General features: G+C 69.7%; 17 protein-coding genes. 12 read left to right on the top strand and 5 right to left on the bottom strand.

The window, feature by feature from the left end:
* On the bottom strand, positions 1 to 1,964 hold a 1,964-nt coding region (locus ABF401_RS12920; protein ID WP_353509976.1), incomplete at its 3' end, for a prealbumin-like fold domain-containing protein.
* 720 nt (positions 1,965 to 2,684) lie between these two features.
* Between ABF401_RS12920 and ABF401_RS12915 the strand changes: the two genes are divergently transcribed.
* The 6 genes from ABF401_RS12915 (at position 2,685) to ABF401_RS12890 (ending at position 7,280) form a co-directional block, all read left to right on the top strand.
* A complete protein-coding gene (locus ABF401_RS12915) occupies positions 2,685 to 3,455 on the top strand; it encodes a LamB/YcsF family protein (protein WP_353509975.1) in 771 nt (256 codons plus the stop codon).
* Positions 3,456 to 3,461: 6 nt separating this feature from the next.
* The gene (locus ABF401_RS12910) at positions 3,462 to 4,139 is read left to right on the top strand and encodes a 5-oxoprolinase subunit B family protein (RefSeq protein WP_353509974.1); all 678 of its coding nucleotides are present in this window, start codon (positions 3,462 to 3,464) and stop codon (positions 4,137 to 4,139) included.
* Complete coding sequence (locus ABF401_RS12905; protein WP_353509973.1) at positions 4,139 to 5,008, top strand: 5-oxoprolinase subunit C family protein; 870 nt, start codon at positions 4,139 to 4,141, stop codon at positions 5,006 to 5,008. The genes ABF401_RS12910 and ABF401_RS12905 overlap by 1 nt, the downstream gene beginning before the upstream one ends.
* 107 nt (positions 5,009 to 5,115) lie before the next feature.
* On the top strand, positions 5,116 to 5,520 hold the full coding sequence (locus ABF401_RS12900; RefSeq protein WP_353509972.1) for a VOC family protein: 405 nt from the start codon (positions 5,116 to 5,118) through the stop codon (positions 5,518 to 5,520).
* Positions 5,521 to 5,541: 21 nt separating this feature from the next.
* Positions 5,542 to 6,849 (top strand): AAA family ATPase, encoded by a 1,308-nt coding sequence (locus tag ABF401_RS12895; RefSeq protein ID WP_353509977.1) that lies wholly within the window; start codon positions 5,542 to 5,544, stop codon positions 6,847 to 6,849.
* 68 nt (positions 6,850 to 6,917) lie between these two features.
* Complete coding sequence (locus ABF401_RS12890) at positions 6,918 to 7,280, top strand: cupin domain-containing protein (RefSeq protein ID WP_353509971.1); 363 nt, start codon at positions 6,918 to 6,920, stop codon at positions 7,278 to 7,280.
* A 26-nt stretch (positions 7,281 to 7,306) separates the two neighbouring features.
* On the opposite strand, the gene ABF401_RS12885 is transcribed toward ABF401_RS12890, so the two are convergent.
* A complete protein-coding gene (locus ABF401_RS12885) occupies positions 7,307 to 7,822 on the bottom strand; it encodes an SRPBCC family protein (protein WP_353509970.1) in 516 nt (171 codons plus the stop codon).
* Positions 7,823 to 8,091: 269 nt separating this feature from the next.
* Here ABF401_RS12885 and pdhA point away from each other — a divergent pair, with 269 nt between their 5' ends.
* The 3 genes from pdhA to ABF401_RS12870 are packed head-to-tail and all read left to right on the top strand — an operon-like array spanning position 8,092 to position 11,719.
* The gene (pdhA, locus tag ABF401_RS12880) at positions 8,092 to 9,246 is read left to right on the top strand and encodes a pyruvate dehydrogenase (acetyl-transferring) E1 component subunit alpha (RefSeq protein ID WP_353509969.1); all 1,155 of its coding nucleotides are present in this window, start codon (positions 8,092 to 8,094) and stop codon (positions 9,244 to 9,246) included.
* Complete coding sequence (locus tag ABF401_RS12875) at positions 9,246 to 10,232, top strand: alpha-ketoacid dehydrogenase subunit beta (protein ID WP_353509968.1); 987 nt, start codon at positions 9,246 to 9,248, stop codon at positions 10,230 to 10,232. Before pdhA ends, ABF401_RS12875 begins: the two co-directional genes overlap by 1 nt.
* 14 nt (positions 10,233 to 10,246) lie before the next feature.
* Entirely contained in the window at positions 10,247 to 11,719 is a 1,473-nt protein-coding gene (locus tag ABF401_RS12870) for a dihydrolipoamide acetyltransferase family protein (RefSeq protein ID WP_353509967.1), read from the top strand.
* Between the two features lie 91 nt (positions 11,720 to 11,810).
* Here the strand turns inward: ABF401_RS12870 and ABF401_RS12865 are convergent, their stop codons facing one another.
* The gene (locus ABF401_RS12865; RefSeq protein WP_353509966.1) at positions 11,811 to 13,892 is read right to left on the bottom strand and encodes an MDR family MFS transporter; all 2,082 of its coding nucleotides are present in this window, start codon (positions 13,890 to 13,892) and stop codon (positions 11,811 to 11,813) included.
* Positions 13,893 to 13,964: 72 nt separating this feature from the next.
* Between ABF401_RS12865 and ABF401_RS12860 the strand changes: the two genes are divergently transcribed.
* Positions 13,965 to 14,558: an acyl-CoA-like ligand-binding transcription factor gene (locus tag ABF401_RS12860; protein ID WP_353509965.1), complete on the top strand. Its 594-nt coding sequence runs from the start codon at positions 13,965 to 13,967 to the stop codon at positions 14,556 to 14,558.
* Between the two features lie 39 nt (positions 14,559 to 14,597).
* Here the strand turns inward: ABF401_RS12860 and ABF401_RS12855 are convergent, their stop codons facing one another.
* The gene (locus tag ABF401_RS12855; protein WP_353509964.1) at positions 14,598 to 14,954 is read right to left on the bottom strand and encodes a TraR/DksA family transcriptional regulator; all 357 of its coding nucleotides are present in this window, start codon (positions 14,952 to 14,954) and stop codon (positions 14,598 to 14,600) included.
* 116 nt (positions 14,955 to 15,070) lie between these two features.
* On the opposite strand from ABF401_RS12855, the gene ABF401_RS12850 reads away from it, so the two are divergent.
* Together ABF401_RS12850 and ABF401_RS12845 are read left to right on the top strand one after the other, a co-directional pair.
* Positions 15,071 to 16,537, top strand: a complete 1,467-nt coding sequence (locus tag ABF401_RS12850; RefSeq protein ID WP_353509963.1) for a hypothetical protein — start codon at positions 15,071 to 15,073, stop codon at positions 16,535 to 16,537.
* Positions 16,538 to 16,585: 48 nt separating this feature from the next.
* Positions 16,586 to 17,851, top strand: coding sequence for an Nramp family divalent metal transporter (locus tag ABF401_RS12845; RefSeq protein ID WP_353509962.1), 1,266 nt, complete (start codon positions 16,586 to 16,588; stop codon positions 17,849 to 17,851).
* A 119-nt stretch (positions 17,852 to 17,970) separates the two neighbouring features.
* On the opposite strand, the gene ABF401_RS12840 is transcribed toward ABF401_RS12845, so the two are convergent.
* The coding region (locus tag ABF401_RS12840) for a TetR/AcrR family transcriptional regulator (RefSeq protein WP_353509961.1) at positions 17,971 to 18,381 on the bottom strand (411 nt) is incomplete at its 5' end.

Here is an 18,381-nt window from a genome sequence, read left to right as displayed (position 1 = left end):
TTGCTGCCGCTCTGCGTGCCACCGACACAGCTCCACGCGCTGGCCGAGTAGCCGGACGGCCCGGTCTCGGACAGGGCCCAGGTGTCGGCCTTCAGGCCGGCGCCGGAGTCGACCGGGCTGGTGCCGGATATGTCGTTGGTGCCGGCGCCGTCCGCGGTCAGGGTGAAGTCGGCGACGGTCTTGGCGCCGCCGTTGTTGTTGATGACGACCTTGCGCAGGTGCAGCTTGGGCGCGACGTCGTTGTTGGTGATGGTGCAGATCGCGGCATCGCCGAGGGCGAGAGTGATGTTGCTCCCGCTCTGGTTGCCGGTTCCAGTGCAAACCCAGTTGCTGGCATCGTAGTTGGCGGGTCCACCCGTCTCGCTCAGGGCGTACGTGCCCGGGGCAACGGTGTAGGTCGTACCGGTCTCGCTCCCGGCAGCCGGGCTGCCGGAGATCTCAGCGGCAGGGCTGCCGGTCTTCACGTGCATCGACCAATTGGAGGCAACGGCGGTGCCGCCGTTGTCGTTGACCACGTGCTTGATGATCGTCAGCGTGGCCTGCTTCAGGTTGGTGTAGGTGCACGTGACGTTCTCGCCCTCCTTCAGGGCGATCGTGGCGACCCGGCCGACGACGGTCTGCGTGCCGCCGTTCGGTGAGGTGACGGTGCAGTTCGCAGCACCGAACGTCCACGCGCCAGTGGGAGCATCCTCGCTGACGGTGTAGGTCTTGAAGTCCGTGATGTTGGAGAAGACCTTCGTGTTGGCGGTGGTGCCGTCGTCCGTGAGGGAGAAGTTGCTCAGAGGCGAAGGGGATGCGGTGAACCCGAACGCGGTGTCGCCCTCCGGGGTGGCCTGCTTGATGACGGTGATGGAGCCGGGGAAGATGACCGCGTCAGCCGAGAGCTGGACGTCCTGGCTGCCGATCGACTTGGTGTCGAGGTCGACCAGGCTGGTGTGGTAGGGCGAACCGTTGATCGTCACTGCGGAGTTCGATAGGCCCCAGTCGGCCCGGGTGGAGATGTGACCGGCCCAGGCGAGGACGGGGTTCGTGACTGACGCGTCGAAGGTGATCGTGATCTGCGCCGTCTTGTCGCCCGCGAAGCCGTTGCCTCCGGGGTAGCTGTATGCGCTCACAGCGGTGATCGTGCCGCCGTACATCGTGAAGACACCCGGGACCGGCGTGACGCCAGCACCGGTCACCTGCGTGTCTGCAGGGATCGGGAAGGTGCTGAAGGTTCCCGGCAAGCATCCAGAGACCCCAACGCACGGGTTGGCGTCGGCGACGGTCCGGTTGAACGTCGTCAGGTAGTCAAGCGCGTGCTTGCCGCCCTTCGTCGTGTCCCACTGGATGGTGAGTGTGTGCGAGGCGAGCGACAGGTCGGTCAGCTTCACCCGATAGGGCAGTGAGTCGCCCTCGAAGTAGAGCGCCTTGGACGCCACGACGTTGCCGTTGACCCAGTCCGTGGCCGATGTGGAGCAGCCGTCGGTATTGGGAGACGGCGCCGGGTCGTTCGCGCACTGGTCGATGTTGGCTGCCGGGTTGGCGTCGGTGAACGAGGTGTTCGCCGTCAGCGTGGTGCCGTCCGGGTACGTCTGAGTCGCGACGACGAAGTACTTCGCGACGAACTGGTTGGGCAAGGTGAACTGGTGCACGAAGGCACCGCTGCCGTCTGGCGCGACGTCCTCAGTGTCGAACCACACCTGACCGACGTCGTCGTTGACGAAGATGTGCACCTTCGGGCCTGCCGGGTCCCAGCCGGCGCCGGTGAGCGTCACGGTCTGGCCGGGGTTGTAGTCCGCCAGGTCCGTGCTGATCGTGGGGCTGAACGTGTCTGCGCGTGCCGCGGTCCCAACTCCGAACTGCATGGCGAGCGATGCAATGAGGGTGATGACGACGAGAACCGCCGTCCTCACCCGTCTGCCGCCCGTCGGTGGCCTGCCTCTCCGGGTGAGGTCGGTCGGAATGTGATGATTGTCGTTCATGTGAAACCCTTCCATTGACCCTTGCCGAGACGAACCTGGGTGTTCCTCCCTTTCCTGTCCGCGCCGCACACACCTACCGGAGGCCCCCGACATGCTCGACCCCTAGGTCAAGCCGTTTCAGGCTAGACCCGGCTCATGATGCGCCGAGGCGTTTTGGCGACAAGTGGTGCTGGATTTCCGGGGGGTGTCGATCAAGAGTGTTCTTCGCCGTGACACACTGAGTCTGAAGCCACCCAATAATGCTGTCGCACAGCGGATTTCGGCAGTATGAAGGCGCAGGCGACCATCGCCGTTCCCACGGCCCGGTGCCCGGCTTGGGGTCTGACTTGCTGACCGGAAATGGATGGCGAAATGCGCAATCTGCGGAATTGTGTGGCCACGTCCGTCGAGTCCCCCACAGGGGGAAATCGATGGGAAAAGAAGGACCTCTCGGGATATTATGGCGAATCCGGAATGTCGCTACCGTTACAACAAGTCCGTCATGTCAACGCTCGTCCGTCAATGAGAATGAACGCCTGGATTGTCACCTCGACGTGCCCACGCGCACGCGAGGTGGTCAGAGCCGTGGCTGATCAGCGAGGCACTGAGTCGTCGGGGTGGTCAGCGGGTCAGTGGCTTGCCACGCGATGGAGGTGAGCGCCCCCACTGGCCCCGCCCCGATGCGGGACAATTACGTACGCTGGCCGGCACGGGTGACCGCCCTGGACCGGAGGAGAGACCATGACGACCGCACTGCGGATCGACCTCAACTCGGATCTCGGCGAGTCGCTCGGCAGCTGGGAGATCGGCAATGACACGGCGATGCTCGACATCGTCACCAGCGCCAACGTGGCCTGTGGCTTCCATGCCGGGGACAGCCTCACCCTCCAGCGGACCTGCGCCCAGGCCGCCGAGCGCGGCGTCGTCGTCGGCGCCCAGGTGGGCTACCAGGACCTGGCCGGCTTCGGCCGGCGCTTCATCGACATCGGCGCGGAGGAGCTGACCGCCGACGTCATCTACCAGATCGGTGCGCTCGAGGCGATGTGCAAGGTGGCAGGCACCCGGGTCGAGTACGTCAAGCCGCACGGTGCCCTCTACAACGCGATCGTCCAGCACGAGACCCAGGCTGCGGCGGTGGTCGCTGCGGTCGTCGCCGTCGACCCATCCCTGCCGGTCATGGGGCTGCCGGGATCGGCCTTCCTCCAGATCGCGGCCGAGGCCGGACTGCGCACGGTGTCCGAGGCGTTCGCTGACCGCGCGTACACGCCGGAGGGCCACCTCGTCTCGCGCCGCGAGCCGGGGTCGGTGCTGCACGACCCGGGGGAGGTCGCAGCCAGGATGGTGCGCCTCGCCCTCGAGGGCCGGATCACGGCGGTCGACGGGACGGAGATCGAGGTCCAAGCGGACTCCATCTGCACCCACGGGGACTCACCGGGTGCGGTCGACATTGCCCGTGCTCTCCGGGCCGCCCTGACCGCAGCGGGCGTGGAGATCACCGCGTTCACGCGGTAGGCCGTGATGTCGCCGCAGGGATCCTCCCCGTCACCCATCGGCCCCACGCTGCGGGTCCTGCCGATGGGCGACGCGGCCCTGCTCGTCGAGGCCGAGGACATCGACGCGGTGCTTGCCCTCGATGCGGTCCTCGGACCGCTGGTGGAGGCGAACGACGGCGTGTGGGCCGAGGTGGACGATCTCGTCCCGGCCGCGCGGACGCTGCTCGTCGTCGCCCGCCCGACGACCGACCTCGAGGCGCTGGCCGGTGCCGTGGCAGAGGCGGCCGCGTGGGCTGGCCGTGCGGTCCCGGCGACGGACTCCCCGGTCGTCGAGATTCCGGTCCGCTACGACGGGCCCGACCTGGAGGAGGTCGCGGAGCTGACCGGACTTCGCGTGGACGAGGTGGTCAGGGCGCACACGGAGATGCCATGGCGGGTCGGCTTCGGAGGGTTCGCCCCGGGCTTCGCCTACCTCGTCGGGGGCGACCCGCGGCTCCACGTCGCTCGCCGGGCGGAGCCGCGCACCCGGGTGCCAGCCGGATCGGTCGCTGTCGCAGGCGAGTACAGCGGTGTCTACCCCCGAGAGTCCCCGGGCGGCTGGAGGCTCATCGGGACGACCGACATCGTCCTGTGGGACGTCTCGCGCCGGCCGCCCGCGCTGCTCGCACCGGGCATGACCGTCCACTTCGTGCGGGACCGATGATGAGTCGCGGCATCGAGGTCGTCGATCCCGGCCCGCTCACCCTCGTCCAGGACCTCGGTCGGCCCGGCCACCTCGCCGTGGGCGTCGGGCGCGCGGGCGCCGCGGACGTCTCGTCCTACCTCATCGGGGGTCGGTTGCTCGGCAATCCCGCCGGGCTCGGCGCGCTCGAGGCGACCTTCGGGGGACTGCGACTGCGGGCGCGGGGGGACCTACTCGCGTGCCTCACCGGGGCGTCCGCGCCGGCCGAGGTGGAGGGGCGGGCGGTCGCCTATGCCGCACCCTTCACGGTGCGTGACGGTCAAGAGCTGTGCCTCCGTATGCCGCTGAGCGGGCTCCGCACGTACGTGTCCTTCCGTGGTGGGCTGGCCGTGCCGAAGGTCCTCGGCTCCCGGGCGACCGACACCATGTCCGGCCTCGGCCCGGAGCCGCTGCGGTCGGGCCAGGTGCTCGAGGTCGGCGCCGCCGGGGACGACTTCCCTCACGTCGACCTCGCGCCGGTGCCCGCTCCCCCGTCCGGCGCGGTCGAGCTTGCCGTCCTGCCTGGGCCGCGACAGGACTGGTTCGCCCGGCCCGAGAGTCTCGCCGAGCGTGAATGGTCGGTCTCGGGGCAGAGCGATCGCAAGGGGATCCGCCTGGACGGGAAGCCGATCGAGCGGCACGAGGCGTGGCGGGGTGCGGAGCTGCCGAGTGAGGGGATGGTGCGAGGAGCGATCCAGGTGCCGCCCAACGGACTACCCGTCCTCTTCCTCAACGACCACCCGGTGACCGGCGGCTACCCGGTCATCGGGGTCGTCCGCACCGCCGATGTCGACCGGGCCGCCCAGCTCCAACCGGGGCAGCAGGTCACCTTCCGCTGGGAGCGACGATGAGGAAGCGGCCACGCGCGCTCGCCCACGCGCCCTGACCCGCTGAGTCGTCAGAGTGATCAGTGGGCCGGCTCGGCGGCAGCGTCGGTGCCGGCCCCTAGCGTGAGTACATGGACATGAAGCTGGAGCTGGTGGCAGTGCCCGTGAGCGACGTCGACCGGGCCAAGGACTTCTACGTCAGGGTGGGCTTCGCTGCCGACCATGACCACACGGTGAGCGACGACGTCCGGTTCGTCCAGCTCACACCTCCAGGGTCTTCCTGCTCGATCGCGATCGGCAAGGGTCTGACCGAGATGGCACCGGGTTCCCTGGACAACCTGCAGATGGTCGTCGCCGACGCCGCCGCGACTCGCGCCGAGCTCGCCGGGCGCGGCGTGGCCGTGTCGGAGGTCGATGAGCAACCGTGGGGCCGTTTTGTCCATTTCGCCGATCCGGACGGCAACCGCTGGGCCCTGCAGGAGCTGCCGGCGTGGTCAACCGGCGCTGGCGGTGACGGGGTAGACCCCAACGCCTGATCGAGCGCAGGCATGGGCACGATGCTGACCTGCGTCGCCGTTTCTGGCTATCGGTCGCTGCGTGACGTCGTCGTGCCGCTTCACGGGCTCGACGTCGTCACGGGCGCCAACGGCTCGGGGAAGTCGTCGCTCTACCGTGCGCTGCGGCTGCTCGCCGGATGCGGACGCGGCGAGGTCATCGGATCGCTCGCGCGTGAGGGCGGCCTGCAGTCGGCGCTGTGGGCGGGGCCGGCGACGTTGGGCGGGACCCGGAAGCAGGGGTTTGCCGCTGAGGGCACCAGGCGCAAGGGTCCCGTCAGCCTCCGGCTGGGTTTCGCTTCGGATGACTTCGGGTACCTCGTGGATCTCGGTCTGCCGCAGCAGAGTTCGGGAGCGGACGGGTCATCGGCCTTCCTGCGCGACCCCGAGATCAAGCGTGAGGTCGTGTGGGCCGGGCCCGTCATGCGGCCCAACACCGTGCTCGTGCGCCGCCGCTGGTCCATCGTCGAGAGCCGCTCGGTCGAGGAGGCCGAGTGGGATGCTGCCTGGGGCGCTGACGAGTGGGAGTCCGATCCCGAGGCGCCCGCGCGGTCGGGAGGCGGGCGCCGCGCCCGACGGACAGGGTGGACCGAGCTGTCGGGGGCGTTGCGTCCCTGGGAGTCGATGCTGTCCGAGCTCGCCGACCCTGAGCGGGCCCCTGAGCTGGTGCGGGTGCGGCGGATGATCCGCAGGTGGCGCTTCTATGACGGTTTCCGTGCCGACGCTGCGGCGCCCGCTCGGCAGGCGGGCGTGGGGACGCGGACGCCGGTCCTCGCGGATGACGCCTCCGACCTGGCTGCCGCACTGCAGACCATCCGGGAGGACGGCCGGTCGGCGCTGGACGGCGCGATCGCGGACGCCTTCGACGGCGCCATCCTCGACGTGCCCGTCGTCGATGGCCGGTTCGACGTGCACCTGCACCAGCCCGGCATGCTGCGGCCGCTCTCGGCGGCCGAGCTGTCCGACGGGACGCTTCGTTACCTGTGCCTCGTCGCCGCCCTTCTCACCGTCGACCCGCCGCCGCTCATGGTCCTCAACGAGCCGGAGACCTCGCTGCACCCGGACCTGCTGCCGCCGCTCGCCCGCCTCGTCCGAGCGGCGGCCGAGCGCAGCCAGGTCATGGTCGTGTCGCACTCGGAGCCGCTGATCCGGGAGCTCGGTGTGATGGACAACGAGGATGACGGGGCCGCCGCGGTGGGACTGGGTTCTCCGGCGCGGCGGGTCACCCTCGTGAAGGACATCGGCGAGACGTTCGTGGAGGGTCAGGGACTGCTGACCACGCCGCAGTGGAACTGGGGCACCCGCCGCTGACGACCGTGGCCCCCGCACGCCGCGAAAAGGAATCGGGGTCGCGGCGCGCCCGGTGCGATGCTGTCCCCATGCACCTGGAACCGGTCGACCTCGCTCAGAAGCTGTCGCTCTTCTCCGAGCAATGGTCGCCCAAGGCGATCGCCCGACTGAATGACTACGAGATCAAGGTCGTGAAGGTCAAGGGCGAGTTCGTCTGGCACACCCATGAGGACACCGACGAGCTGTTCCTTGTCGTCTCCGGCCGCCTGACCATCCGGCTGCGCGATCGTGACGTCGTGCTCGACCCCGGGCAGCTGTTCGTCGTGCCGCGCGGGGTCGAGCACTGCCCGGTTGCGGAGGATGAGGTCCACGCCGTCCTCATCGAGCCGGAGGGAACGGTGAACACCGGCGACGCAGGTGGACCGCTCACCGCACGCGTCGAGTCGCTCTGACCAAGCCGTCGGCGCCTGGGCGCTGGTCAGGGGACGCTCGGGGTCTCGACGGTGCCGCTGAGGGCGGCCTCGAGCGACTCCTGGTTGCTGAAGAAGTCCGGTCGGCCGCTCCCGGCCTGGATCAGGGTCCTCAGGCTGCCGAGGATGTACTGGCCCCAGGCGGTGTTGCACACGTCGTAGCACTCCTGCTCTGCGGTGAGCCCCTCGTGCGTGAACGTCAGTCGGGTGCGGCGGCTGTCGCCGGGTCCGCCCTCCTCGGTGATCTCGAAGCGGACCGTCGTGCCGGTCCACTCCTCCTTGTCCACGACGAAGGTGAGGTGGCTGTCGAGGACGAGCCACGAGACGCGCTCGGCGGGGGCGAGCTCGGTGATCCGGAACCTCGAGAAGTGGAGGTCCGGGACGCTGTAGGTCCACTCGGCCCCGAGGGCGGAGGTCTCGCCGACGATGGTGCCGGACCACCAGTTCCGGACGTCGTTGACTGCGTCGAACACCTGCTGTGGAGTCTGCTCGACGGTGAAGCTCATCGTGAGGTCGGTGCTCATGTGATTTGCTGCCTTCCGTGGAACTTGCATGATGCAAGTCACGCTAGTCCTGCATGCTTGCGTGAAGCAAGGGGTTTCTGCAGGCGTCAGACCTCCAGCCGCCGTCCGCATTGTGAGATTCCCGGAAGCCTCCGGTAAGTTCCGGTTCAGAGGACCCTCAGGTTCCGCCGTCACCCTCGGCGGGCCCGTGTGACCCAGCCGTCGGGCGGGAGAACCCCGCTCGCGGCCCGACCAAAATGCCGGAACTCCACTCCGGTGAAGGAGCCCCAGTGAGCGACAAAGTAGTCGCCGAGCTGCACGAACCGACCCCGGCGGTCGGCGACGGCGGCCCGGACATGATCCAGCTGCTGACCCCCGAGGGCGAGCGTCTCTCCCACCCCGACTACGACAAGTACGTCGCGGACCTCACGCCAGAGGACCTGCGCAGCTTCTACCGCGACCTCGTCCTCATCCGCCGCCTCGACGCCGAGGGATACGCCCTCCAGCGCCAGGGCGAGCTCGGACTGTGGCCCAGCCTGCTCGGCCAGGAGGCGGCCCAGGTCGGCTCCGGCCGCGCGCTGAAGCCGCACGACATGTGCTTCCCCACCTATCGGGAGCACGGCGTCGGCTTCGTGCGCGGTATGGACCCGCAGAGCTCGCTGCAGCTCTTCCGCGGTGTCAGCCAGGGCGGTTGGGACCCGAAGGAGCACAACTTCCACCTCTACACGATCGTCATCGGCGCCCAGACCCTGCACGCGACGGGGTACGCGATGGGCGTCAAGATGGACGGCAACGTCGGCACCGGCGACCCGGAGCGGGACACGGCCGTCATCTGCTACTTCGGTGACGGAGCGTCTGCGCAGGGCGACGTCAACGAGGCCTTCGTCTACGCTGCGTCGTTCGACGCCCCGGTCGTCTTCTTCTGCCAGAACAACCAGTGGGCCATCTCAGAGCCGGTCTCCAAGCAGACCCGCATCCCGCTCTTCCAGCGGGCGCGCGGCTTCGGCTTCCCCGGAATGCGCGTCGACGGCAACGACGTCCTCGCCACCTACGCCGTCACCCAGCACTGCCTCGACGAGGCTCGTAACGGCAACGGCCCGCTCCTCATCGAGGCCTTCACCTACCGCATGGGCGCGCACACGACGGCCGACGACCCGACGAAGTACCGGGTGTCGGCCGAGGTGGAGCAGTGGAAGTTCCGTGACCCGATCCAGCGTCTCAAGACCTACCTGTCGCGCGAGGGCTGGGCCGACGACGCGTTCTTCACCAGGGTCGACGAGGAGGCTGACTCGTTCGCCGCGGAGCTGCGGCACGGCTGCATCACCATGGCGACGCCCCCCGGCGAGACGATGTGGGACCACATCTATGCCGAGGAGCACCCCGTCATGGAAGCCGAGCGCGCCGCCTTCGTTGCCTACCAGGCGAGCTTCGAGGAGGTGAAGTGATGGCACTCGAGAAGGTCACCCTCGGCAAGAGCCTCACCGCCGGACTGCGCAGGGCCATGGAGAAGGACCCCAAGGTCGTCCTCATCGGCGAGGACATCGGCAAGCTCGGCGGCGTCTTCCGGATCACGGAGGGGCTCCAGAAGGACTTCGGCGAGGAGCGCGTCATCGACTCCCCGCTCGCCGAGTCGGGCATCGTCGGCACCGCGGTCGGGATGGCCCTGCGGGGCTACCGCCCGGTGTGCGAGATCCAGTTCGACGGCTTCGTCTACCCGGCCTTCGACCAGATCGTCAGCCAGGTCGCGAAGATGCGCGCCCGGTCGCTCGGTGCCCTCAAGATGCCGATCGTCATCCGCATCCCGTTCGGTGGCGGTATCGGCAGCCCGGAGCATCACTCGGAGAGCCCCGAGGCCTACTTCGCCCACACCGCGGGCCTGCGTGTCGTCTCGTGCTCGAACCCCGAGGACGCGCACTGGATGATCCAGCAGGCCATCGAGTGCGACGACCCGGTCATGTTCTTCGAGCCGAAGCGCCGCTACCACGACAGAGGCGAGTACGACACCGCTGCCGCGGAAGCGCCGCGTGGTCTCTTCGAGGCGAACGTCATCCGAGAGGGCACCGACGTCACCCTCCTCGGCTACGGGCCCGTCGTGAAGACGATGCTCGAGTCGGCTGCCGCAGCAGAGGCCGAGGGCACGTCCATCGAGGTCATCGACCTGCGCTCGCTGTCGCCGCTGCCGATCGACACCATCGTGTCGTCCGTGCGCAAGACGGGCCGTCTCGTCATCGTCCACGAGGCGAGCAGCTTCCTCGGCATGGCCGCGGAGATCTCGGCCCAGGTGACCGAGCAGTGCTTCTACGAGCTCGAGGCCCCGGTCGTCCGGGTCGGCGGCGCCAACATCCCCTATCCGCCGAGCCGGATGGAGGAGGACTTCCTCCCCGACCTCGACCGGATCCTCGACGGCGTCGACCGCGCCCTGTCCTACTGAGAGGCTTGGGAGAGATGGCAATCCGCACGTTCAAGCTGCCCGACCCCGGTGAGGGCCTCGTCGAAGCCGAGATCGTCGAGTGGAAGGTCGCGCCCGGCGACACGGTCAAGGTCAACGACATGGTCCTCGAGGTCGAGACCGCCAAGTCGCTGGTCGAGCTGCCCATCCCGTGGGCCGGCACCGTCAAGGATCTTCTCGTCGAGGTCGGTGACACCGTCGACGTCGGCACCCCGATCATCACGATCGACGACGGCCAGGGCGGCGGCGACGAGCCTGCCGCACCCACGACCGACGCCGCCGCCGCAGACAAGGCGGACCAGCAGGAGGCGATCCTCGTCGGCTACGGCGCCAAGGCCGGGGCCACCGCACGCCGGGCCCGCAAACAGGCAGATGGCCGTATGCCGCTGGGCTCGGTTTCGGACGCCGCGCCGCCTCGCGCTTCGGAACCGACCGAGACCGAGCAGGTGGCCGAGCACGAGCCCATCGCCGAGGAAGCGGCCCCGACGCCACGCACGCAGTCGCCGGCTCCCGCAGTGGCACACGCGCCCCGCGAGGGACGACCGCGGGCCAAGCCGCCGGTTCGCAAGCTGGCCAAGGACCTCGGCGTCGACCTCTGGTCCGTGCAGGGGTCGGGCGCCGACGGCATCATCACCCGTGAGGACGTCCAAGGGTTCGCCGCGGGCAGCGCATCGCCTGCGGAGCAGGCTGTCGGGGGGTCAGGGGGGCGGAGCCCCCATGGGTCGGCATACGGCATCGCGTTTGGCTCCGGCGAGCGGGAGGAACGCATCCCGATCAAGGGTGTCCGCAAGATGACCGCACAGGCGATGGTCGGGTCGGCGTTCACCGCGCCGCACGTCACTGAGTGGGTCACGGTCGACGTGACGAAGACGATGGAGCTGGTCGACCGCCTCAAGGCATCGCGGGAGTTCCGCGACGTCAAGGTCACGCCGCTGCTCATCCTCGCCAAGGCCATGGTCCTGGCGATCCGCCGCAACCCCGGCGTCAACGCGACGTGGGACGAGGCGGCGCAGGAGATCGTCCAGAAGAACTACGTCAACCTCGGCATCGCTGCCGCCACACCGCGCGGGCTCATCGTCCCGAACATCAAGGACGCCCACACGATGACGATGCTCCAGCTGGCCCAGGCCATCGGTGAGCTGACGGCGACGGCGCGCGAGGGTCGCACCCAGCCGGCGGAGATGTCGGGCGGGACGATCACCATCACCAATGTCGGGGTCTTCGGCGTCGACAGCGGGACGCCGATCATCAACCCGGGGGAGTCGGCGATCGTCGCCTTCGGGGCGGTCCGCAAGATGCCCTGGGTCGTGACGGATGCCAACGGCGCCGACGAGATCGCGATCCGGCACGTGACCCAGCTGGCGATGAGCTTCGACCACCGGCTCATCGACGGCGAGCTGGGATCACGGTTCCTCGCCGACCTCGCGGCGATCATGCAGGACCCAGCCCAGGCCCTCGTCTGGGGCTGACCAGCCCTTCACCCCGCAACACACCGAGCAGTGGTCAAGCCCCGACGGAAATAACCGTCGGGGCTTGACCACTGCTCGGTGTGCTGCGGGGTCAGGCGCGGGTGCGGGAGGCGTCGACGAGGTAGGCGGCGGTGAGGTCGTCGCCGACCGCCTCCAGCATCCGGAGGTCGACCGCCTGATGGCGCTCGGCCGCGGTGGTCTCCAGGGTCGTCATCACCGTGGTGGCATCGCGCTCGGCAACGGCGGTCACGAGCTCGCGCCGGAGGCCGGCGGTCAGCACCCCGCCCGCTCGCTTGGCCAACGCGGCCACCTCCACCGCATAGGGCTCGGTGTCCGCCGCGACGGAGTTGTCCTCGGTCGTCAGCATCCGTGAGGTGCAGTGGAGCAGGGCTGCGCCGCGGGCAAGGTCTCCGTCGCCGACCTCCGTGACGGCGCGCGTCAGCAGCGGGCGATCCCCCCGGAGCGCTGCGTCGGCGAGCAGCCCGAGCCGCAGGCCGAGGAGCCGCTCGTGGGTCCGGGTCTTGTCGCCGTCCCGTCCGAGCGGCACATGCAGCTCATCGGAGGGCGCGATCTGGGACATCGTGTCGAGCAGCTCGCGACCGGCCTCGTCAGCGGTGTGCACCGTGTTGCGCAGTGGGAGCTCCTTGATGAACACCGTTGCCACGAGTGCGAAGACGAGCGGGACCAGGCCCCACAGGAACACGTCGTGCAGCGAGTCGGCGAGCCCGCGCTGGACGCCCGTGGCCACCTCGGCGGGCAGTCCCGCGAGGGCCGACGGGTCGAGCACCGCGCCGGCGTTGACCTGCTTGCCCGAGGCGGCCATCTGCTCCGCGACACCCGGGGGAAGGTGAGAGGCGATGTTTCCGGCGAGGCCGCTGCTCATGATGGTGCCGAAGACGGCAATGCCCACGGTCGACCCGACGTTGCGGAAGAACTGTGTGGACGCGGTGGCGACACCGAGGTCTCGGCGGGCCGACGCGTTCTGGACGATGAGGGTGTACACCTGCAGCGCGATGCCGAGGCCGATGCCGAAGACCACCATGGCGAGCGTGAGGTCGAGCTCGGTGGCGGCGTAGTCCAGCTGGATGAGCATCCAGAAGCCGGCGCCCATGAGCAGCAGCCCGAGGAGCGTCTGCAGCTTGTACCGCCCGGTCTTCGTGATGACGAGCCCCGCGATGATGGACAGGCCGATCATCGCCACCGACATCGGCATGAGGATGAGGCCGGAGTTGGTCGCCGAGACCCCGAGCACGCCCTGCGCGTACACCGGCAGGTAGATCATCGCGCCGAACATCATCACCGAGACCATGAAGCTCGCGATGTTGGAGAGCGTGAAGACCGAGCTCTTGAACAGGTGCAGCGGCAGGACCGGCTCCACGGCACGGCGCTCGACGGCGAGGAACGCTGCGAGCGTGACGAGCCCAGCGGCATACATGATGATGACGGGCAGGGAGTTCCACGCCCACGTCGTGCCACCCAGGGACGTGGGGACGAGCAGCAGGATCAGCGCCACGGACAGCAGGGCGATGCCCGCGCGGTCGATGACCGGCCGCTGCCGCACGTGCTCGAGGTGGAGGAACCGGCTGATCCCGAAATACGCCGCGATGCCGACGGGCAGGCTGATGAAGAAGAGCCACCGCCAGCCCCAGTGGTCGGTGACGAAGCCGCCCGCGAGCGGCCCGAGGATCGAGGAGAGGCCGAAGACGCCGCCCATGAGGCCCTGGTACTTGCCTCGCTGCCGCGGCGGGATGATGTCGCCGATGATCGTCTGGGACAGCGGCATGAGGGTCCCCATCCCGATGCCCTGCACGGTCCGGGCGCCGATGAGCCACCAGAAGTTCTGGGCCAGGCCGGACAGGACCGAGCCGACCATGAAGACGACGAGCCCGGCGAGGTAGAACCCGCGTCGCCCGTAGACGTCGGACAGCTTGCCGACGATGGGCACGGTGATCGCGCTCGCGAGCATGGCGGCGGTCGCGAGCCACGAGTAGTGGTCCATCCCACCCAGCTCGGCGACGATGCGCGGCATCGCGGGGCCGACGATGGTCTGGCTGATCGAGGCCACCAGCATGCCGAGCATGAGGGCCGCAAAGATCTGGCGGGCTCGGGGATCCAACCCGGTGGGCGCGCCATCCGCTTCGGCGGTGGGCGCAGGCGTTGACGTTCGGGGCATGGGAGAACGGTACGCGAATATTGCATCGGCTGCAAAATTGCACTTGCTGCATGAATTTCCTAGGATGCCGCCATGGAGCAACCGGACCACGGACTACGCGAGCGCAAGAAGCGCGAGACCCGTCGCGCCATCCACCGCGCCGCGCTCGACCTGGTCGAGGAGTCCGGGTTCGACGCCGTGACGACGGAGCAGATCGCGGGCCGCGCCGGGGTCAGCCCACGGACCTTCTTCAACTACTTCGCGACGAAGGAGGGTGCGGTCCTCGGCACCACGCCCGCCGACCTCGATGAGCTGAGGGCGCAGCTCGATGCCCGGCCCGCTGACGAGCCGATCCTCGACTCGATACGGATCCTCGTCCGGGACCGGCTCTCTCCATCGAGCTACGATCCCGACCTCCGGGCGCAGCGGCGTCGGGTGCTCCTCGGTGAGCCCGCCCTCGGTCCCGCCCTGGTCGGCAACAACATCCGCACCGAGAACGTCCTGACCGAGGTCGTGGCCGCCCGCCTCGGGGTCGACCCCCGGGAGTCGGTGCGACCGCGGGTCACCGTCGCGACCGCCCTCGCCGCCGTGCGTGCCTCCATCGAGCACCAGCAGTCAGGTGGGACGGGCACCGTCGAGGACGCGGTGGACGAGGCGTTCGCCCTCCTCGAGACCGGCCTGGGCTGACGCTGGGGAGCCGGGTCCGGACGCCGCACGAAGCCGGCGTCAGCCGAGGTGGGCGGCGCCCGCGTGGTCGATGCAGGTCGTTGCCGTGGGCCGGGCCTCGAGCCGCTCGTCCGGGATCGGCCGGCCGCAGACCACGCACCTGCCGTACGTCCCGTCCGCGATGCGCTTCTCGGCCGCATCGATCTCGGCCAGGTGCTGCTCGGCCTGGTCGATGAGCGCGGCGACCTGGGATCTCTCGTAGGCGATCGTCGCGCCCTCCGGGTCGTGCTCGTCGTCGGAGTTGGAGTCCACGGACGCCTCGACGACCTGGCCGAACTCCCGCCGGAGTGCCTCGAGTCGACTCACCGTCGTCTCGCGTTCCTCAGCCAGCCGTGTGCTGTGGGCCGTGTCCGTCACTCGCGGGCCTCCTTGCCTCGACGTCGATGCCGATCTGCCCACATTCTGCCCCCGGCCCGTGGCTCCCGCCGGTCGAGGGCGTCCCGGCCGGCACCCGCAGCAGGCAGGATGGGGCCATGAGCGAGCCGCACCAGTCCACCGGCGTCGTCTTCCCAACGGTCGACTCGGTCGGCGGCCGCCGCAGCACGACGGCGCTGGGTCGCGCCGTCGTCGCCGACGCCCTCCGCGGGGCCGACCCCGTCGGCTCGGCGTCGGCGGCCCGTGAGACGAACTGGCGGCAGGGCTACCTGCCGCACTTCCGCCGCCTCGTCGAAGCGGGGCTCCCCACCCGCGAGGCGGCGCACGCCATCGCCAGGGACGGACTTGGCTCCCTCCACGACCGGATGCGTTGGGTCGGACCGTCCGGCGAGGGCCCGCTCCCAACGGCGTTCGCGAGCATTCCCGCGCCGCTGGCCTCGGAGACCATCCGCGGGGAGGGTGCCCCGGACCGCACCATCTCCCTGCCGTATGCCGCTGAGCGCGCTTCCGGGGACACGCTCCGTCGCGTGCTGGCGGGGTGGGTCGACGGGGGAGTCGTCGAGCCGACCTGTGCCGAGGCGGTCGAACGCGTCATGGCCAACCCCGACTGGCTCGACCTGTCGGACCAGACCATCGTCGTGCTCGGCGCGGCTGCCGAGATGGGTCCGTTGCGGACGCTGCTCCGGTGGGGCGCCGACGTGGTGGCTGTCGACCTGCCGCGAAAAGAGCTGTGGCAGAGGCTGATCGCGGACACGAGGCGGCTGGCCGGCTCGATGACGATTCCGGCACGGCCCGGTGGCGAACCGGTCGAGGAGAGGCTCGGCGGGGACCTGATCCACGACCTCGGCACGGTGACCGAGTGGGTGACCGAGCGGGAGGGGCGCCTCGTCCTGGGCAACTACGTCTATGCCGACGGAGAGACGAACGTGCGCGTGTCCGCCGCCGTCGACGCCCTGACCCAGCGGGTGGTCGACCAGCGCGGCCACGACGTGGCCCTCGCCTTTCTCGCCACCCCGACGGACGTGTTCGCGGTGCCCGGTGGCGCGGTGGCCAGGTCCGTCGAGAACTACGCTCAGCGGCATACGTCCAAGGTGTTGCGGGTGCCGTTGCGCACGCTCAGCGGTGGTCGCCTGCTCCGCCGCAACTACGTGCCCGGCGAGGACCCCGGGATCAACGACTCGGTCGTGCTCCAGCAGGGGCCGAACTACCTGCTCGCGAAGCGGCTCCAGCGGTGGCGGGCGACGGCCCACCGGGCGGAGGGCGGCGTGGTGTCGCTCAAGGTGGCGCCGCCGACGCGAACCCGGTCGGTCGTCAAGAACCGGGCGCTCGCAGCGGCCTACGCCGGTGCGCACCGCTTCGGAGTGGAGGTCTTCGAGCCGGGGACCGCGAACACGCTCATGGCCATCCTGCTCGTCCACGACCTGCGCACCGGCGCCCCGGCGCGGGAACACCCGTGGCAGGACGAGGCCTACGGCGCCGCCCACGGTGGGCTGTGGACGTCGGCCTACGACCCCCGCAGCGCGCTCGGGATCGCCGCGCTGCTCGGCTTCGCGGCAGCCCGATGAGACGTCGCTGAGTTGGCGTCTCGACCACGCAGGCCCCATGCTCTGACCATGGCCGAGAGCACCTCGACGCGGTCGACGCGGCGGGTCGACGACCGTTCCCCGGAGCACGGGCTCGGGGGAACCTTCAGTGCACCGCGGACCCTCGTCCCGGCGCTGCTCGCCGCGATCGCCTACGTCGACCCGGGCAACTTCGGGGTCAACATCAGCTCCGGCGCCCAGCACGGCTACGCCCTCGTCTGGGTGGTCGTCTTCGCGAGCTGCTCGGCAATGGTGATCCAGTACCTCGCGGCCAAGCTCGGCATGGTCACCGGGATGAGCCTCGCCGAGCACAGCGCGCGGCGCTTCCCCGGCATCGGTCGGATCCTGCTGTGGACGCAGGCGGAGATCGTCGTCATCATGACCGACCTCGCGGAGGTCGTCGGTGGTGCGATCGCCCTGCACCTGCTCTTCGGGGTGCCGCTCATGTGGGGCGCGGTCGCGGTGACAGCGTTCAGCCTCGTCGTGCTCTATCTCAAGGTGCGCGGGCGCAGCCACTTCGAGTCGGTCGTCCTCGTGCTGCTCGCCGTCATCATCGGCTCGCTCTTGTGGCAGGTCCTCGTCGCGGACGTCGACCGGGTCGCGCTGCTCCGCTCCCTCGCACCCGGCCCGCTCGACTCGTCGGCGGCGCTGCTCGCCGTGGGCATCGTCGGGGCCACGGTCATGCCCCATGCGCTGCACTTCCACTCGGCTGCGTCGCGCACCCGCGACGACGGGACCGTCGAACCGTCGCAGGTGGAGCGGATGCGGATCGGCCGCCACACCGTCCGGTCGGTCGTCATCGCGATGTCGGTCGCCGGGGTGGCGAATGTCAGCCTCGTCGTCTTCTCCGCCGCGCTGCCCTCCGAGGCCGGGGGCAGCATCGAGAGCGCCTACGCGGCGCTCGGGGCCCACGCGGGGCAGATCGCGGCGACCATGCTGGCGGTCGCCCTGCTCGCTTCCGGGCTCGCGTCGGCCCTCGTCGGCGTGCAGACGGGCGACGTCGTCATGACGGGGTTCGGCAAGCGGCCGATCCCCGCGCTGGCTCGCCGGCTGCTCGCCGTGGTGCCGACCCTGATCATCCTGGGTGTGGGGGTCGAGCCGACGAACGCACTCGTCTGGAGCCAGGTGGTCCTCAGCTTCGCGCTGCCCGGCACGCTCATCCCGCTCCTGCTCTTCACGCACGACCGGCGCCTCATGGGGCGCATGGCCAACCACCGCCTCACGACCGTCGTCGCCTGGCTCATCACCGCGGTCATCGTCGGCCTCGTCGGCTTCCTGGTCGTCAGCGGCGGCTGAGCCCCTCACCACCGCAACACGCCCGGGACTGTGCAACTGCTCCCTGATATTTCCGGGGTGCGTTTGATGGTGCCGGGCGTGTTGCGGAGTGGGAGGGGTGGGGGCGCAGGGGCGGTCGTTCAGTCGAGGTCGGCGGCGAGGTAGCGCTGGAGGGTCGGGCCGACATGCGCGACGAGCTCGTCGACCGTCATGGTCGCAAGGGGCTCGATCCCGACCACGCGACGAGCCATGGCAAGGCCGACGATCTGCGACGCCGCCAGCGCTGCGCGACGCCGGGCATCCGGTCCGGGCAGGTGCCGGGCGTACGCGCCGATGATGACGTTGTCGATGAACTCGCGGACGACGTCGTTCGCCGGGCCTTCCGTCATCGCGGAGCGCATGAGGCCGAGGAGGGCCGGGCCGGTGACCGGATCGTCCAGGAGTCCTGCGACGGCGCGGACAATCCGCTCGCCGACGCCATCGAGGCCCTGCGCGAAGATCTCGTCGATCTTCTGGTGCGGGTCAACGGGCAGCTCGAGCACCGCCGCGAA

This window comes from Intrasporangium sp., assembly GCF_040414665.1.
Lineage (GTDB): Bacteria > Actinomycetota > Actinomycetes > Actinomycetales > Dermatophilaceae > Intrasporangium.
The sequence above is the reverse complement of the archived record's forward strand: the minus strand, read 5'-3'. Positions and strand labels throughout refer to the sequence as shown.

What these genes read in the sequence shown, in the direction of transcription:
- ABF401_RS12890 (WP_353509971.1), top strand. Translation starts at nt 6,918, where the DNA reads ATGCACCTGGAACCGGTCGACCTCGCTCAGAAGCTGTCGCTCTTCTCC.
- ABF401_RS12860 (WP_353509965.1), top strand. Translation starts at nt 13,965, where the DNA reads ATGGAGCAACCGGACCACGGACTACGCGAGCGCAAGAAGCGCGAGACC.
- ABF401_RS12845 (WP_353509962.1), top strand. Translation starts at nt 16,586, where the DNA reads ATGGCCGAGAGCACCTCGACGCGGTCGACGCGGCGGGTCGACGACCGT.
- ABF401_RS12850 (WP_353509963.1), top strand. Translation starts at nt 15,071, where the DNA reads ATGAGCGAGCCGCACCAGTCCACCGGCGTCGTCTTCCCAACGGTCGAC.
- ABF401_RS12895 (WP_353509977.1), top strand. Translation starts at nt 5,542, where the DNA reads ATGCTGACCTGCGTCGCCGTTTCTGGCTATCGGTCGCTGCGTGACGTC.
- ABF401_RS12900 (WP_353509972.1), top strand. Translation starts at nt 5,116, where the DNA reads ATGGACATGAAGCTGGAGCTGGTGGCAGTGCCCGTGAGCGACGTCGAC.
- ABF401_RS12910 (WP_353509974.1), top strand. Translation starts at nt 3,462, where the DNA reads ATGTCGCCGCAGGGATCCTCCCCGTCACCCATCGGCCCCACGCTGCGG.
- ABF401_RS12865 (WP_353509966.1), bottom strand. Translation starts at nt 13,892, where the DNA reads ATGCCCCGAACGTCAACGCCTGCGCCCACCGCCGAAGCGGATGGCGCG.
- ABF401_RS12875 (WP_353509968.1), top strand. Translation starts at nt 9,246, where the DNA reads ATGGCACTCGAGAAGGTCACCCTCGGCAAGAGCCTCACCGCCGGACTG.
- ABF401_RS12905 (WP_353509973.1), top strand. Translation starts at nt 4,139, where the DNA reads ATGAGTCGCGGCATCGAGGTCGTCGATCCCGGCCCGCTCACCCTCGTC.
- ABF401_RS12885 (WP_353509970.1), bottom strand. Translation starts at nt 7,822, where the DNA reads ATGAGCACCGACCTCACGATGAGCTTCACCGTCGAGCAGACTCCACAG.
- ABF401_RS12870 (WP_353509967.1), top strand. Translation starts at nt 10,247, where the DNA reads ATGGCAATCCGCACGTTCAAGCTGCCCGACCCCGGTGAGGGCCTCGTC.
- ABF401_RS12915 (WP_353509975.1), top strand. Translation starts at nt 2,685, where the DNA reads ATGACGACCGCACTGCGGATCGACCTCAACTCGGATCTCGGCGAGTCG.